The following is a 14284-nucleotide window of genomic DNA, read 5'->3' as shown; positions in this document are numbered from 1 at the left end:
CGCGGCCCCGGAATGACGGGGCGAAGCGGCTGCGATGCGTGGGCAGCGAGGGGGAGTGCCTCGCCGACTGCCTCAGAACAGCGCGCAGCTCCGCTGCAGCACCAGTCCGACCGCCCCCTGCGCGAAGCGGCGCCGGTAAGCCTCCTGGATCTCACGCAGGGCCGCCACCGCCTCGGGCGTCGGTTCGGTGACGATCAGGACGATGCGGGCGGCCTCGTGGACGATCCGTCCGTCCGGCCCGCGCCACTGGCCCCGACCGGCGAAGACTGTCAGCCCGTCCGGGAAGCGCGGGGTGATCCGCTCGGCCAGGAACCGGTCGAAGGCCGCGCCCGGGACGCGGCCGCCGTCCGGCCGCGACAGGCCGAACAGCAGCTGCGCGCTGAGCGTCGGGCGGGCACCGTCGCAGAGCGGGTCCGCGCGGGCCGGGCCGGCCGCCCCGACACCGAGCAGGCCGGCCAGCAGGATCCGCCGGATCAGCGGCGGGCGAGCTGCTTGAGCGCCGACGGGCCGGCGTAGAGCGCCTGCGGGCCGAGGCCCTCCTCGATGCGGATCAGCTGGTTGTACTTGGCCAGTCTGTCCGAGCGGGCGAGCGAGCCGGTCTTGATCTGCCCGCAATTGGTGGCGACCGCGAGGTCCGCGATGGTCGAATCCTCGGTCTCGCCCGAGCGGTGCGACATCACCGCAGTGTAGCCGGCGCGCTGGGCCATATCGACCGCCGCCAGCGTCTCGGTGAGCGAGCCGATCTGGTTGACCTTGATCAGGATCGAGTTGGCCGTGCCGTCCGCGATGCCGCGGGACAGGCGCTCGACGTTGGTGACGAACAGGTCGTCGCCGACGAGCTGGCAGCGGTCGCCGATCTTGTCGGTCAGGAGCTTCCAGCCGGCCCAGTCATCCTCCGACATGCCGTCCTCGATCGAGACGATCGGGTAGGTGGCGACGAGCTGCGCGAGGTAGTCGACCTGCGCCTCGATGGCGCGGGTCTTCCCCTCGCCCTCGTACGCGTAGGCGCCGTCCTTGAAGAATTCGGTGGCGGCGCAGTCGAGGGCCAGGGCCATGTCCTGACCCGGCTTGAAGCCGGCGGCGCTGATCGCGTCCATCACGAAGTCGAGGGCGGCCTCGGCGGACGGCAGGTTCGGGGCGAAGCCGCCCTCGTCGCCGACATTGGTGTTGTGGCCGGCCTTCTTGAGCTTGCCCTTCAGGGTGTGGAACACCTCGGAGCCCATGCGCACGGCCTCGGCGAGCGAATCGGCGCCCACCGGCATGATCATGAATTCCTGGAAGTCGATCGGGTTGTCGGCGTGCGCGCCGCCGTTGATGATGTTCATCATCGGCACCGGCAGCACCCGACCCTGCACGCCGCCGACGTAGCGGTAGAGCGGCAGGCCCGAGGCCTCGGCCGCGGCCTTGGCCACCGCCAGCGACACGCCGAGGATCGCGTTCGCGCCGAGGCGCGCCTTGTTGGGCGTGCCGTCGAGCTCGATCATCGCCTCGTCGACCGCGACCTGGTCCTCGGCCTCCATGCCGCCGATCGCGTCGAGGATCTCGGTCTGGGCCGCCTCGACCGCCTTCAGCACGCCCTTGCCGAGGAAGCGATTCTTGTCGCCGTCGCGCAGCTCCACCGCCTCGTGGGCGCCGGTGGAGGCTCCCGACGGCACCGCGGCGCGGCCGAAGGAGCCGTCCTCCAGGATGACGTCGACCTCGACCGTGGGGTTGCCGCGGCTGTCGAGGATCTCGCGGGCGCTGATATTGGTGATCGCGGTCATGGAACGTCCTCTCGCGGGGGCCGCGGGTCGGCGGCCGCGCCCAAATCAGAGGGTGCGGCGCATCGCGGCGGCTTATCCGTCAAGCCGCGGCCGGCGGCAAGCGCCGGGACTGTGACGGCGCACAGCCGGGTTCGCCCGGGAAAGCGTCGCGGATCAGGCGGATGCGCGCCGCGCCGGGAGGCTCTATATGGCCGCCCATGACCTCCACCGACGATCTCCAACTCGGCCAGCCGACGCCCTTCCCCACTTCGCCCGAGGAGGCGCGGCTCGACCGGGTCCCGAACCCGCACGCGGACACCGACTACGTCGCCCGGTTCACCGCGCCCGAATTCACCTCGATCTGCCCGGTCACCGGGCAGCCGGATTTCGCGATCCTGGTGATCGACTACGTGCCGGGTGACTGGCTCGTGGAGTCGAAGTCGCTGAAGCTCTACCTCGGGTCGTTCCGCAATCACGGCGCGTTCCACGAGGATTGCACGGTGGCGATCGGCAAGCGGCTCCGCGACCTGCTGGAGCCGCGCTACCTGCGCATCGGCGGCTTCTGGTATCCCCGCGGCGGCATCCCGATCGACGTGTTCTGGCAGACGGGCGAACTGCCGAAGAACGCGTGGCTGCCGGACCCCGGCGTGCCGCCCTACCGCGGACGCTGACCGGACAAACGAGAAGGGCGACCGGCTCGCGCCGGTCGCCCCCGATCCTTCCGGATCTCCGATCTCAGTAGCCGTAGCCGTAGTAGCCGTAGCCCGGAGCGGCGTAGCCGTAGCCGCCGTAGACCGGGGCGTAGCCGTAGCCGTAGGACGGGGCGTAGCCGTAGCCACCGCCGTAGTAGCTGTCGCGGGCCGCGCCCGCGGCGATCGCACCGGCCGCGAGGCCGGCGATGCCGAGGCCGATGGCGGCACCGGTGCCGATGCCGCGACGGCCGCGGTAGTAGCCGTGGCCGTAGCCACCGTAGCCGCCGTGATAGCCGTAGGGACGCGCCTCGGCGCTCGTCGTGACGGCAACGCTGCCGAGGGCCATGGCGGCAGCAGTGGCGATGATACCGATCTTGCGCATAGTGTTCCTTCTCGATCCTCGATCGAACATGCCCAATAACGTGGCCGCATCCGGACAGTTCCAGATTTCACGGCGGGCTTGCGTGCGAATCCGCACTCAGTCGGGATTATGAACCGCCGTTCATCGTTCCCGCCTCTCCGTCGACTGCGGTCAAGCTTGGGTGCCTCTTCGCCAAGAGCCTCCGAACTCTTGGGCGGAACCGTCCGTGGCTGCCGTGACGACTGCGGCGCGCGAGACTTCTGTCCTGTCGCCGCGACGGCCGCTCCGAACGCGCGGAGGAAATCCATCCTCTCCCGGCCCGGCCGTGCTACGGTTACGCGCGGAGGACCGACGATGGATGCCCTGACCCTGATCCGCGACAGCTTCGCGCCGCTGGCCGGCAAGCGGATCGTCGATATCGGGTGCGGCCCCGGCACGCTCGCGCGGCGGCTGGTCGACGCGGGCGCGCGGGTCACCGGGATCGATCCCGGCGCGGCGGCGCTCGCCCGGGCGCGGGACTCCGTGCCGGAGGCGCGCTTCGAGGCCGCGACCGGCGAGGCCCTGCCCTTCCCCGACGCCAGCTTCGACGGCGCCGTGATGCTGAACGCGCTCCACCACGTCCCGGACCCGGCGGCGGCCCTCGCCGAGGCGGCGCGCGTGCTGGTCCCGGGCGGACGGCTCGTCGTGGTCGAGCCCCTGGCGGAGGGCAGCTTCTTCGACGCGCTGCGGCCGATCGAGGACGAGACCGCGGTCCGCGCCGCCGCCCAGGACGCCATCGCGGCGGCCCTCGCCCGCGGCGCCTACACGTGCCGCCGCGACGCGACGATCGCGCGGCGGGAGCGCTTCGACTCCCTCGACGCCTTCCTCGCCCGCGTCAGCGCCGTGGACCCGGCCCGCGAGGCGACCATCCGGGACCGGCGATCCGTAGTGGAGCAGGCCTTCCTCAGGGCCGCGGCGCGCGAGGCCGACGGGCACTTCGGCCTCGTCCAGCCCCTGCGGATCCACGTCCTGGAGCCGGCGGCCGCCTGAGCCTGTCAGGCGGTCCGGCGCTTGGCGAGGCGGTCGAAGGCGAGGAGCTCCTCGAGCAGGGCCGGCATGTCCTTCAGCGCCACCATGTTAGGGCCGTCGGACGGTGCCCGGTCCGGGTCGGGATGGGTCTCGATGAACACGCCCGCCACGCCCACCGCCACGGCGGCGCGGGCGAGGACGGCGACGAATTCCCGCTGGCCGCCGGAACTCGCCCCCTGCCCGCCGGGCTGCTGCACCGAGTGGGTGGCGTCGAACACCACCGGCGCGCCCTGCGTCACCTGCGCCATGATCGGCAGGCTGCGCATGTCCGACACCAGCGTGTTGTAGCCGAACGAGGCGCCGCGCTCGGTGACGATGACGTTGGGATTGCCCGCCTCCGTCACCTTGGCGGCGACGTGCTTCATGTCCCAGGGCGCCAGGAACTGGCCCTTCTTGATGTTGACCGCCCGGCCGGTGGCGGCGGCGGCCAGCAGCAGGTCGGTCTGGCGGCACAGGAAGGCGGGGATCTGGAGAACGTCCACCGCCTCGGCGGCGGGGGCGCACTGCTCGGCGGCGTGCACGTCGGTCAGCACCGGCAGCCCGAGGGTCTCGCGGATCTCGGCGAAGACCGGAAGCGCCCCGTCGAGGCCGATGCCCCGGGCGGCGCTGCCCGAGGTGCGGTTGGCCTTGTCGAAGGAGGTCTTGAACACGAGGCCGACGCCCAGGCCCGCGGCCATCTCCTTGAGGGCGGCGGCGATCTCCAGGGCGTGCTGGCGCCCTTCGAGCTGGCACGGGCCGGCGATCAGCGTCAGCGGCAGGTGGTTGGCGAAGCGCGCGTCGCCGACTTGGACGACGGGGCCGGGTGTCTCGATCTTCGACATGCCGGCCGGTCTAGCCCGCGCGGCGGATCCGCGAAAGCCCGGGCCGGGGCGCGACCCGGCAGACCGTGCGGTCCTCCCAGAGGGCGTCGGTGCGCGGTCCGGTCTCGCACAGCATCAGGATCCGGCCGGCACCGCCCCGGCGCGGGGCATCCGCCAGCAGGCTGGCCTGGTGGAGGTTGAGCGCCAGCACCTCGATCGCGGCGGCGTCCGCCCCGGCGAGCGCCTGCGCGGCGCGGCCGATCAGGACGAAGTAGGCCGGCGCCGGCTCGCGGTCGCGGGAGGCCACGGTGATCCGGGCGGGGGCGCGGCAATCGAGGCTCAGCCGCTCGGCATCCTGCGCCCGGAACACCGCCACGGGGCCGGCGCGCCCGGCCAGGGAGGCGCCGGTGGTGCGGATCACCCGCGCGGCGAGGACGTCGCAGGCATCCGCCGCCCGGGCCGGGGCCGGCCCGAGCAGGAGCGCGCCCGCGAGGACGGTCAGGGGGGTGAGACGCAGCATCGGGACATCCGCGGCGGGAGACGGTCGCCCTTGGGAGATAGCGCGCCCGGCGGCGGGCGCGAAGCCGCGCCGCTCCGCGGGGCGTGGACAGGGGCGCCCGGATGACCGATCTGAGCGGGCGGCGCGGCGCCGCACGCCGCTCGCAGATCAGGCTCCGACGCGGCCATGCTCCGAACCCTCCTCGCCTCCGTCCTGCTGGCCCTGCTGCCACCGGGACCCGCTTCCGCGGAGCCGCCGCCGCAGCCGACCTACGGGCCGGAACTCGAGGGCTTCGCCTACCCGTTCGAGGTGGAGCGGTTCCAGTTCACGTCGCAGCGCCAGCCGCTGCAGATGGCCTATCTCGACGTCCGCCCGGCGACGCCGAACGGCCGGACCGCGGTGCTGCTGCACGGCAAGAACTTCTGCGCGGCCACCTGGGAGAGCCAGATCCGGGCGCTGAGCGCGGCCGGATACCGGGTGATCGCGCCGGACCAGATCGGCTTCTGCAAGTCGAGCAAGCCGGCGGCCTACCAGTTCACCTTCCGGCAGCTCGCCGAGAACACCCGCGCGCTCCTGGCCAAGCTCGGGATCGAGCGCCCGATCCTGGTCGGCCACTCCACGGGCGGCATGCTGGCGGCCCACTACGCCCTGCTCTACCCGAAGGCGGTGGAGCAGCTCGTGCTGGTCAACCCGATCGGCCTGGAGGACTGGGTCGCCAAGGGCGTGCCGCCGACCTCGGTGGAGCAATGGTACCAGCGCGAGCTGAAGGTGACGGCGGCCTCGATCCGGGCCTACGAGACGGCGACCTACTACGCCGGCGCCTGGGAGCCCCGCTACGAGCCCTGGGTGACGATGCTGGCGGGCCTCAACGGCGGCCCCGGCAGGGAGGCGGTCGCCTGGGACTCGGCGCTGCTCTACGACATGATCCTCACCCAGCCGGTGGTCTACCGGTTCCCGCAGATCGCGGTGCCGACGCTGCTCCTGATCGGCCAGAAGGACAACACGGCGATCGGCAAGGACCTCGCGCCGCCGGAGGTGCGGGCGAGCCTCGGCAACTATCCCGAGCTCGGCAAGGCGGCCGCCAGGGCCATCCCGGGCGCGCGGCTCGTGGAGTTCCCGGATCTCGGCCACGCGCCGCAGATGTCCGACCCGGAGGGGTTCAACGCGGCGCTGATCGCCGGGATCGCGGCGCGTTAGGCGCCGATGACCCCTCCCCGGTGCCGACTAGGATGTCGGCACATCGCGGTCGCTGACAGCGACGTGGACCGCAGGGCTCGACGCGCCCCCTCTCCCGAACGGGAGAGGGGACCCGCGCCCGATCCTGGCGCGGGACGGGATCGTCCAGGATCCTAGAAGTAGGACTTCAGCACGCCCCGGCGGCGGACGTCGAGGGTCGCGCAGTGGAACGACCCGCCGAACGGGCCGTAGCTGAGGAACGGCGCCGGGATCGGGTCGAAGCCCCAGTCCTTAAGGGCCTTGATCAGCGTCGGCTGGCTCTGGTCGACGACGATCTTCTTCTCGGTGATCGCCAGGACGTTGATCGAGGTCCAAGGCGAGCACATCGAGATCTTGCTCATGAAGCCCTCGACCGGGTCGGGGCGCGGGGCGACCAGCACGTCCCACTTCTTGAGCACCGCCGGGAGCTTCTCGACGTCGACGTAGTCCGGGTTCACCAGAACCTTGCCGGGGGCGAGCGGCATGAACGACGAGTCGATGTGCATCGGCTGCGGGCAGCGGCTCTCGATCTCGTGGATGCGGAAGCCCGGGCCGAGGTGGCGGCGCAGCCACTCGATGCCCATCAGGTTGGTCACGTTGGAGCGGGTGACGAACAGGTCGCGGCCGCAGCGGACGAAGTCGGCGGCGTCGAAGACCGGCTCGAACTCGTTGACCGTGAACTGCATGGGCTCGCCGGCCTTCAGGTTCGGCACCCGGTAATCGTAGTTGTAGAGGTCGTCGGTCAGCTGCGGGCGCGGCGCCGAGGTCCAGCGGGCGCCGGCGCGGAAGTACTCCTTGAACAGCGACCGGTAGGCGTCGCCCTCGAAGTAGCGCGAGCGCCAGCACATCGGGCTCTCGATGATCTCGTCGCCGATGACGAGGTAGGGATCGCGCGGGCAGGCGACGCAGAAGCCCCGGGAGGACCAGCGCGGCGCCTTGAACTTCTTGGAGAAATCCACCGTGTCGGGACGGCGGACCTTCACGCCCTCGCCGGCCAGGATGGTGATGAAGTTGTCGAGCTCGGCCTGGGCGAGCTTCTTCATGAACTTCGGATACTTCCAGCCGCTCGCCAGCCGGTAGAACGGCTGCGCGGCGCGCGGCAGGTTGAAGATCACCGTCAGGTGGTGGGTCGGGATCGTGGCGCCGTCGAGCGAGCCGACGATGACCTCCTCCAGCGGGTCCCACTCGTTCCACGCCATCACGGGCGACTGGGGAGCCGGCACGCCCGGTCCGGTCCCGCCCGGGAGACCGCCCGCATGCGTGTCGTCGGTCACGGCCTCCAGGGCCGTGATCGGTGATTCGCGCTCCATGACGTGTGCCCCTTCTGCGACGTGCCGCGGCCTTCTGCGCGGGCTTCTCAGCCCGGCCGCCGCTTTGGCCCCCGGTGTGTCAAACGGGTGATAGACACCGCTAATCCGTGCTGCAACGTGACAGAAACGTTCCCGGGCCGACGGACCTATTTCTGCCGCGACCGTGACCGATTTCCCGCATCAAGCCTTTTGCGAGCTTGAAAGACGACAATGAAGCGCCTGACGACCTTGGCCTCGATCGCCGGTCTGTGCACGGTCGTCGGCCTGTTCATGTCCTCCGGTCTGGAGGACGTGTCGGCCGCCGTCGTGAGTGCCGGCTGGGGCGCCGCCCTGGTGGTGCTGGCGCGCCTCGTGGCCGTCGCCTGGGCGGGGCTCGGCTGGTACGTCGTGTTCCCCGCCGGCGCGACCAAGCTCGCCGACTGCGTCTCGCTCCGCTTCGTCCGCGAGGGCATCAACACGCTGCTGCCCGTCGCCACCGTCGGCGGTGACTTCGTCGGCGCCCGCCTCCTGTCGAAGCGCAACGTCCCGGGCGCGCTCGCGGGCGCCAGCATGTTCGTCGATCTGATGACCCAGGCGCTGACGCAGCTCCTGTTCACGGTGGCCGGCCTCGCCCTGCTGGTCCTGATCTCCGGCGACGGCCCGATCGCCCACACGGTCGAGGGCGGGCTGGCCCTGGCGGTCCCGGCGCTCGGCGCCTTCTACCTGATCCAGCGCCGGGCCGGTCACCGCCTGATCCAGGCCCTGCTCAGCCGCTTCGCCTCCGGGCGCGAGTGGCGGGCCTTCGGCGCCATCGACCAGCTCTACGACAGCCTGCGCCGGCTCTACGGCAACCACGGTCGCTTCGCGGCGGCCCTCGCGGTCCACCTCGTCGGCTGGGTGATCGGCACGCTCGAGGTCTATGTCTGCCTGCGGTTCATGGGCTACCCGATCGACTTCGCGCAGGCGCTCATGATCGAGAGCCTCGCCCAGGCCGTGCGCGGCGCGGCCTTCGCGGTGCCCGGCGCCCTGGGCGCGCAGGAGGGCGGCCTGATCGCCCTGTGCGGCCTGTTCAATATCCCGGCCGAGGCGGCGCTCGCCCTGTCGCTGGTCAAGCGCTTCGCCGATCTCGGCGTCGGGCTCCCGAGCCTCCTGCTCTGGCACCGGATCGAGTCCAAGCTCCGGTCCGAGGCGCCCGAGGAAGAGGAGCGCGAGCCGGAGCCGGAGGCCGGGCGCAAGGCCAAGAGGATCGCGCAGCCCGCCACCCTCGGCCCGTTCTACAGCTACGCCCCGCCGCGCATGGGGGCGCGGCTCGGCGACGGCGAGGAGTTGAAGAAGTGCGCCTGACCCGCCGGCTCGCGGCCGCCCTCATCGCCGCTCCCATGGCCCTGACCCTGCTCGTCCCGGCCCCGTCGTGGGCCGCGGACGATCCGGCCGTTCAGACCGTGCGCGACCTGTACGCCGCCTTCTCGGCCGCGCTGAAGGACGGGCCCGGCCCCCTGCCGGCCAGGGTCGAGGCCGTGGGCCCCGCGCTCGACAAGGCGTTCGACTTCCCCGCCATGACCCGCATCGCGGTGGGCTCGAAATGGTCGAGCTTCACCCCGGAGCAGCAGGCGGCGGTGATCGACGCGTTCAAGCGCAGCCTGACCGTGACCTACGCCAACCGGCTGGCCCGCGCCGCCGGCGGCAAGTTCGACGTGACCCCGAAGGTCGAGGAGCGGGGCGCCCAGCGCGTGGTGCCGACCCGCGTCACCGCCGCGGACGGCGACGATTCCGCCGTGGACTTCGTCGTCAACGCCGACAACCGCATCCAGGACGTCCTGCTCAACGGCGACGTCAGCGAGATCGCCGCGCAGCGGAACGCCCTGTCGGCGCCGCTGAAGTCCGGCGGGGCCGACGGCGTCGTGAAGTTCCTCCGGGCGCGGGTCGACGGCATGCTCGCGGCCAAGCCGACGCCCTGAGCGGCGCCGGCGCCAGCGCCGACCTGAACCGGCCGTTCGCGGCCATCGCCGCCTCGGCGGCCGGACGACCGCACGGATCCCACCGGATGGATGTCTCCTCGCTGGCGCTGCTCGGCCTCTCGTGGCTCTCGCTGCTCTGCCTGATCCTGGCGGCGGCGGGCTGCGTCTACGGGCTGGCCGCGGCCACCTGCGCCGGCCGCTACGCGGGGCGCCGCCCGCCCGTGCTCCCCGCCGGCGCGACGCGGCCCTCCGTGACCGTGCTGAAGCCGCTCTGCGGCCTCGAGCCCAATCTCTACGCGAATCTCGAGACCGTGCTGCGCCAGGACTACGCCGGGCCGGTCCAGGTCCTGTTCGGCGTCCAAAAGTCCACCGATCCCGCGATCGGCGTGGTCGAGCGCCTGCAGCAGGCCTATCCCGACGCCCGCATCGACCTGGTGATCGACGGTCGGCAGCACGGGTCGAACCGCAAGGTCTCCAACCTGATCAACATGGCCGAGGCCATCGCCCACGACGTGGTGGTGCTGGCCGACAGCGACATGGTGGTGGGCTCCGACTACCTGGAGCGCCTCGTCGCGGAGCTGTCGCAGGACGGCGTCACCGGCGTCACCTGCCTGTACCACGGCGTCCCGGCCTTCCGGGGCCTGTACGACCAGCTCTCGACGCTCGCGATCGACACCCACTTCCTGCCCAACGTCGTGATGGGCCTGAGCCTCGGGCTGGCGAAGCCCTGCTTCGGCTCCACCGTGGCCTTCACCCGGGCGAGCCTGGAGGCGGTGGGCGGCTTCCGCACCTTCCGCAACGATCTCGCGGACGATTACGCCATCGGCGCCGCCCTGCGCGGCCTCGGCGGCCGCGTGGTGATCCCGAGCTTCACGATCGGTCACACCAGCGTCGACACCGATCTCTCCGGCCTGTGGCGGCACGAGCTGCGCTGGAACCGGACGATCCGCACCGTCGACCCGGCCGGCTACGCCGGCTCGATCGTCACCCACGCCTTCCCGCTCGCCCTGCTGGGCGCGCTCCTGCCCGGCGCCGGGACCGGCGCGCTCTGGGTCGCCGCCGCGGCGCTGGCGAGCCGCGTGCTGCTCTGCCGGCAGCTGGAGCGGGCCTTCGGCCTCGCCCCGCACCCCTACGGACTGTTGCCGATCCGCGACATCCTCTCCTTCCTGAACTTCTCCTGGGCCTTCGTGTCGGGGTCGGTGACATGGAAAGGTCACGATTATCACGTGGTTGCGGATGGCACACTGATCCCGGACGCCGAACTCGGCCGCGATGCCGGCGCGCCGCTCCGCTGAACCCGGCTACCTCTCCCCCGCCCTCCCCCGGCATTGCCCTGAGGCCTTGAACCCCATGCGCACGCTCTTCCTCCAGGCCCCCACCTTCGACGGTTTCGACGGCGGTGCCGGCTCCCGTTACCAGGCCAAGCGCGAGATCAAGTCGTTCTGGTACCCGACCTGGCTGGCCCAGCCGGCCGCCCTGGTGCCGAACTCGAAGCTGATCGACGCGCCGCCGCACAACATCAAGCTCGCCGAGATCGTGGCCCAGGCCAACGACTTCGACCTCGTCGTGCTCCACACCTCGGTGCCGTCGTTCAAGTCCGACGTGAAGACGATCGAGGCGCTCAAGGCCGCCAACCCGAAGCTCATCGCCGGCCTGATCGGCGCCAAGGTCGCGGTCGACGCCGCCGGCGCGATGGCCCAGGCCCCGGTGGTCGACTTCTGCGCCCGCAACGAGTTCGACTTCACCGTCAAGGAGGTCGCCGACGGCGTCCCGATGTCGGAGATCAAGGGGCTGTCCTATCGCGACGCCAACGGTGTCGTGGTCCACAACGAGGACCGCGAGATCATGACCGACATGGATCAGCTGCCCTTCGTCACCAGCGTCTACAAGCGCGACCTGGAGATGGAGAAGTACTTCATCGGGTACCTCAAGCACCCCTACATCTCGTTCTACTCGGGCCGGGGCTGCAAGAGCCGCTGCACCTTCTGCCTCTGGCCGCAGACGGTCGGCGGCCACACCTACCGCACCCGCTCGGTCGCCCACGTGATCGAGGAGATCAAGTACTGCCTGAAGGAGTTCCCGCAGACCAAGGAGTTCTTCTTCGACGACGACACCTTCACCGATAACCTGCCGCGCGCCGAGGAGATCGCCCGCGAGCTCGGCAAGCTCGGCGTCACGTGGTCGTGCAACGCCAAGGCGAACGTGCCGCGCGAGACCCTGAAGGTGCTCAAGGAGAACGGCCTGCGCCTGCTGCTTGTCGGCTACGAGTCCGGCAACCAGCAGATCCTGCACAACATCAAGAAGGGCATGCGGGTCGAGGTCGCCGAGAAGTTCACCAAGGATTGCCACGACCTGGGCATCGCCATCCACGGCACTTTCATCCTCGGCCTGCCGGGCGAGACGAAGGAGACGATCCAGGAGACGATCGCCTTCGCCAAGCGGATCAACCCGCACACGATCCAGGTCTCGCTGGCCGCGCCCTACCCGGGCACCTTCCTGTACAAGCAGGCGGTGGAGAACGGCTGGCTCGACATCGAGAACGCCGAGCTCGTCGACGAGAACGGCGTGCAGGTCGCGCCGCTGCACTACCCGCACCTCTCGCACACCGAGATCTTCACCTCGGTCGAGGAGTTCTACAAGAAGTTCTACTTCCGCGCGCCGAAGATCGCCTCGATCGTCAGCGAGATGGTGCGCTCGCCCGACATGATGAAGCGCCGCCTGCGCGAGGGCGTCGAGTTCTACCGCTTCCTCAAGGAGCGTCAGGGCACCGCCAAGGCGGCGTGAGTCCGGGGTCCGGGGCCTGCGGCCCCGGCGGAGAGTGCGGGGCAGAGCCCCGCGCCTTCTTCCAGGGCTCCAACCCTGGACCCGTCGACACCCGTTACGAGGTTTGCGTGAAGCGTCTGGTCGTCACCGCGGACGATTTCGGGCTGAGTCCCGAGGTCAACGAGGCCGTCGAGCAGGCGCATCGCGACGGGATCCTCACGGCGGCGAGCCTGATGGTCTCGGCGCCGGCCGCCGCCGACGCCGTCGCGCGGGCGCGGCGGATGCCATCCCTGCGGGTCGGGCTGCACCTCGTCCTCGTGGAGGCGTGGCCTACCCTCCCCGCCGCGGACCTGCCCGACCTGACGGACGAAGCCGGCCTGATGCGGGCCGACATGGCCCGCCTCGGCCTCGACTTCGCCCGCAGGCCCGCGGCCCGGCGCCAGCTCGCCGCCGAGATCCGCGCGCAGTTCGAGGCCTACCGGGCCACCGGCCTGCCGCTGGACCACGTCAACGCCCACAAGCACTTCCACGTCCACCCGCTGATCGCCGGGGCGGTGCTGCGCGTCGGCCGCGACTTCGGGATGCGCGCCCTGCGGGTTCCCCGGGAGCCGCGCGAGATCCTGCGCCGCGCCGAGCCCGGAGCCCGGCCGCGGGCCGCCCTCGACATCGCCCCCTGGGCGGCGCTGCTCGCCGTCCGCGCCCGGCAGGCCGGGCTGCTGATCCCCGACCGCACCCTCGGCCTCGCGTGGTCCGGCGCCATGACGCCCGCCCGCGTCGCGGCCCTGCTGGCCGAACTTCCGGACGGTCTGACCGAGCTCTACACCCACCCGGCCACCGCCGCCGGCTTCCCCGGCGAGGCGCCGGGCTACCGCTACGCCGACGAGCGGGACGCGCTGATCGCCCCCGCATCCCGGTCGGCTGCCGACGCGTCGGGCGCGGTCCGCGGCGGGTTCTCCGACTTCCTCGCTTGACCGGGACAGATGTCTGACTTTAGTCAGACAGTATGGGACCTGCCGAGATCGCCCGCGTCCGCCGGTTCGCCCGCGCCGTCACCGCCGAGGTCGGCGCGCTCGATTCCTCGTTCCTGGGTCGCGGCCGCCCCCTGGGCGCGGCGCGCGTCCTGAACGCCATCGGAGCCGGGCGCGCGGAGATCGGTGCGATCCGCACCTATCTCGGTCTCGATTCCGGCCTGATGAGCCGTCTCCTGCGGAGCCTGGAGGAGGAGGGGCTGGTCGCGACGGCGCCGCATCCCGCGGATGCCCGCCGCCGGATCGCGTCCCTGACGGAGGCCGGGCGGCGCGAGTTCGCGGCCTACGAGGCGCTGTCGGATGCCCGGGCCGTCGCCCTGCTGGAGCGCGCGCCGCAGGTGGAGGCGCTCCTGCACGCCATGGACCGGGTCGCCCTGGCGCTCGGCCGCGACGCCGTCGCGATCACGGAGGCCGATCCCGCGAGCGAGTCCGCCCGCGCCTGCCTCGCCGCCTACTACGCCGAGCTGGGGAGCCGATTCGCCGGCGGGTTCGACGTCGCCCTGTCGTGCGACCCCGAGGCCAGCGCCATGGTGCGTCCGCGCGGCGTGTTCCTGCTCGCGTGCGCCGACGGCCTGCCGGTCGGATGCGTCGGACTCAAGGGAGGCGGCGGCGCGGTCGCGGAGATCAAGCGGCTCTGGGTCGATCCCGCGGCGCGCGGGCTGGGCCTCGCCAAGCGGCTCATGGAGGAGTCCGAGGCCGCCGCCCGCGGGCTCGGGGTCCGGACGCTGCGGCTCGACACCAGCAGCGCCCTCCCCGAGGCGCTGGCGCTCTACCGGCGGTCGGGCTGGGTGGAGATCGACCGCTTCAACGACGACCCGTACCCGGACCACTTCTTCGAGAAGGCCGTCTGAGGCCGCCCGGGGCGCCGG

General features: G+C 71.7%; 15 protein-coding genes. 9 read left to right on the top strand and 6 right to left on the bottom strand.

Translation table 11 applies throughout. The annotated features are described in order from the left end of the window. Positions 1-72 precede the first annotated feature (72 nt). A complete protein-coding gene (locus LOK46_RS05195) occupies positions 73-360 on the bottom strand; it encodes a DUF3574 domain-containing protein (protein WP_273564542.1) in 288 nt (95 codons plus the stop codon). A 113-nt stretch (positions 361-473) separates the two neighbouring features. After that, a complete protein-coding gene (gene eno / locus LOK46_RS05190; protein WP_273562792.1) occupies positions 474-1763 on the bottom strand; it encodes a phosphopyruvate hydratase in 1290 nt (429 codons plus the stop codon). 197 nt (positions 1764-1960) lie between these two features. Between eno and queF the strand changes: the two genes are divergently transcribed. Further along, positions 1961-2413: a preQ(1) synthase gene (queF, locus tag LOK46_RS05185; RefSeq protein WP_024830863.1), complete on the top strand. Its 453-nt coding sequence runs from the start codon at positions 1961-1963 to the stop codon at positions 2411-2413. Positions 2414-2477: 64 nt separating this feature from the next. Here queF and LOK46_RS05180 read toward each other — a convergent pair whose 3' ends face one another. After that, positions 2478-2816: a hypothetical protein gene (locus LOK46_RS05180; protein WP_012317985.1), complete on the bottom strand. Its 339-nt coding sequence runs from the start codon at positions 2814-2816 to the stop codon at positions 2478-2480. A gap of 333 nt (positions 2817-3149) precedes the next feature. Here LOK46_RS05180 and LOK46_RS05175 point away from each other — a divergent pair, with 333 nt between their 5' ends. Beyond that, positions 3150-3824: a class I SAM-dependent methyltransferase gene (locus tag LOK46_RS05175; protein WP_273562791.1), complete on the top strand. Its 675-nt coding sequence runs from the start codon at positions 3150-3152 to the stop codon at positions 3822-3824. Between the two features lie 5 nt (positions 3825-3829). On the opposite strand, the gene kdsA is transcribed toward LOK46_RS05175, so the two are convergent. Both kdsA and LOK46_RS05165 read right to left on the bottom strand, forming a co-directional pair. Further along, positions 3830-4684 carry a 3-deoxy-8-phosphooctulonate synthase gene (gene kdsA / locus LOK46_RS05170; protein ID WP_273562790.1) on the bottom strand — a complete coding sequence of 285 codons (855 nt, stop codon included), beginning with the start codon at positions 4682-4684 and terminating at the stop codon, positions 3830-3832. 10 nt (positions 4685-4694) lie between these two features. Beyond that, the gene (locus LOK46_RS05165) at positions 4695-5183 is read right to left on the bottom strand and encodes a hypothetical protein (RefSeq protein WP_273562789.1); all 489 of its coding nucleotides are present in this window, start codon (positions 5181-5183) and stop codon (positions 4695-4697) included. A gap of 165 nt (positions 5184-5348) precedes the next feature. Here LOK46_RS05165 and LOK46_RS05160 point away from each other — a divergent pair, with 165 nt between their 5' ends. Then, a complete protein-coding gene (locus LOK46_RS05160) occupies positions 5349-6359 on the top strand; it encodes an alpha/beta fold hydrolase (protein ID WP_273562788.1) in 1011 nt (336 codons plus the stop codon). 152 nt (positions 6360-6511) lie between these two features. Here the strand turns inward: LOK46_RS05160 and LOK46_RS05155 are convergent, their stop codons facing one another. Continuing rightward, complete coding sequence (locus LOK46_RS05155; RefSeq protein WP_273562787.1) at positions 6512-7687, bottom strand: amidinotransferase; 1176 nt, start codon at positions 7685-7687, stop codon at positions 6512-6514. A 210-nt stretch (positions 7688-7897) separates the two neighbouring features. On the opposite strand from LOK46_RS05155, the gene LOK46_RS05150 reads away from it, so the two are divergent. The 6 genes from LOK46_RS05150 to LOK46_RS05125 all read left to right on the top strand — a co-directional run bounded on the left by LOK46_RS05150 (position 7898) and on the right by LOK46_RS05125 (position 14266). Beyond that, on the top strand, positions 7898-9010 hold the full coding sequence (locus LOK46_RS05150; RefSeq protein ID WP_273562786.1) for a flippase-like domain-containing protein: 1113 nt from the start codon (positions 7898-7900) through the stop codon (positions 9008-9010). Next, a complete protein-coding gene (locus tag LOK46_RS05145) occupies positions 9001-9624 on the top strand; it encodes an MlaC/ttg2D family ABC transporter substrate-binding protein (protein ID WP_273562785.1) in 624 nt (207 codons plus the stop codon). The genes LOK46_RS05150 and LOK46_RS05145 overlap by 10 nt, the downstream gene beginning before the upstream one ends. Positions 9625-9710: 86 nt before the next feature. Continuing rightward, the gene (hpnI, locus tag LOK46_RS05140; RefSeq protein ID WP_273562784.1) at positions 9711-10919 is read left to right on the top strand and encodes a bacteriohopanetetrol glucosamine biosynthesis glycosyltransferase HpnI; all 1209 of its coding nucleotides are present in this window, start codon (positions 9711-9713) and stop codon (positions 10917-10919) included. Between the two features lie 55 nt (positions 10920-10974). After that, on the top strand, positions 10975-12408 hold the full coding sequence (gene hpnJ / locus LOK46_RS05135; protein ID WP_056529596.1) for a hopanoid biosynthesis associated radical SAM protein HpnJ: 1434 nt from the start codon (positions 10975-10977) through the stop codon (positions 12406-12408). Between the two features lie 107 nt (positions 12409-12515). Further along, positions 12516-13358 (top strand): hopanoid biosynthesis-associated protein HpnK, encoded by an 843-nt coding sequence (gene hpnK / locus LOK46_RS05130; protein WP_273562783.1) that lies wholly within the window; start codon positions 12516-12518, stop codon positions 13356-13358. 32 nt (positions 13359-13390) lie between these two features. Beyond that, positions 13391-14266 (top strand): helix-turn-helix domain-containing GNAT family N-acetyltransferase, encoded by an 876-nt coding sequence (locus LOK46_RS05125; protein WP_273562782.1) that lies wholly within the window; start codon positions 13391-13393, stop codon positions 14264-14266. Positions 14267-14284: the final 18 nt, after the last annotated feature.

This window comes from Methylobacterium sp. NMS14P, assembly GCF_028583545.1.
GTDB lineage: Bacteria > Pseudomonadota > Alphaproteobacteria > Rhizobiales > Beijerinckiaceae > Methylobacterium.
The sequence above is the reverse complement of the archived record's forward strand: the minus strand, read 5'-3'. Positions and strand labels throughout refer to the sequence as shown.

Excerpts from the sequence above, each read along its gene's own strand:
- eno (WP_273562792.1), bottom strand. The coding sequence starts at position 1,763 with ATGACCGCGATCACCAATATCAGCGCCCGCGAGATCCTCGACAGCCGC.
- LOK46_RS05160 (WP_273562788.1), top strand. The coding sequence starts at position 5,349 with ATGCTCCGAACCCTCCTCGCCTCCGTCCTGCTGGCCCTGCTGCCACCG.
- queF (WP_024830863.1), top strand. The coding sequence starts at position 1,961 with ATGACCTCCACCGACGATCTCCAACTCGGCCAGCCGACGCCCTTCCCC.
- LOK46_RS05155 (WP_273562787.1), bottom strand. The coding sequence starts at position 7,687 with ATGGAGCGCGAATCACCGATCACGGCCCTGGAGGCCGTGACCGACGAC.
- hpnI (WP_273562784.1), top strand. The coding sequence starts at position 9,711 with ATGGATGTCTCCTCGCTGGCGCTGCTCGGCCTCTCGTGGCTCTCGCTG.
- LOK46_RS05165 (WP_273562789.1), bottom strand. The coding sequence starts at position 5,183 with ATGCTGCGTCTCACCCCCCTGACCGTCCTCGCGGGCGCGCTCCTGCTC.
- LOK46_RS05175 (WP_273562791.1), top strand. The coding sequence starts at position 3,150 with ATGGATGCCCTGACCCTGATCCGCGACAGCTTCGCGCCGCTGGCCGGC.
- LOK46_RS05180 (WP_012317985.1), bottom strand. The coding sequence starts at position 2,816 with ATGCGCAAGATCGGTATCATCGCCACTGCTGCCGCCATGGCCCTCGGC.
- hpnJ (WP_056529596.1), top strand. The coding sequence starts at position 10,975 with ATGCGCACGCTCTTCCTCCAGGCCCCCACCTTCGACGGTTTCGACGGC.
- LOK46_RS05125 (WP_273562782.1), top strand. The coding sequence starts at position 13,391 with ATGGGACCTGCCGAGATCGCCCGCGTCCGCCGGTTCGCCCGCGCCGTC.
- kdsA (WP_273562790.1), bottom strand. The coding sequence starts at position 4,684 with ATGTCGAAGATCGAGACACCCGGCCCCGTCGTCCAAGTCGGCGACGCG.
- LOK46_RS05150 (WP_273562786.1), top strand. The coding sequence starts at position 7,898 with ATGAAGCGCCTGACGACCTTGGCCTCGATCGCCGGTCTGTGCACGGTC.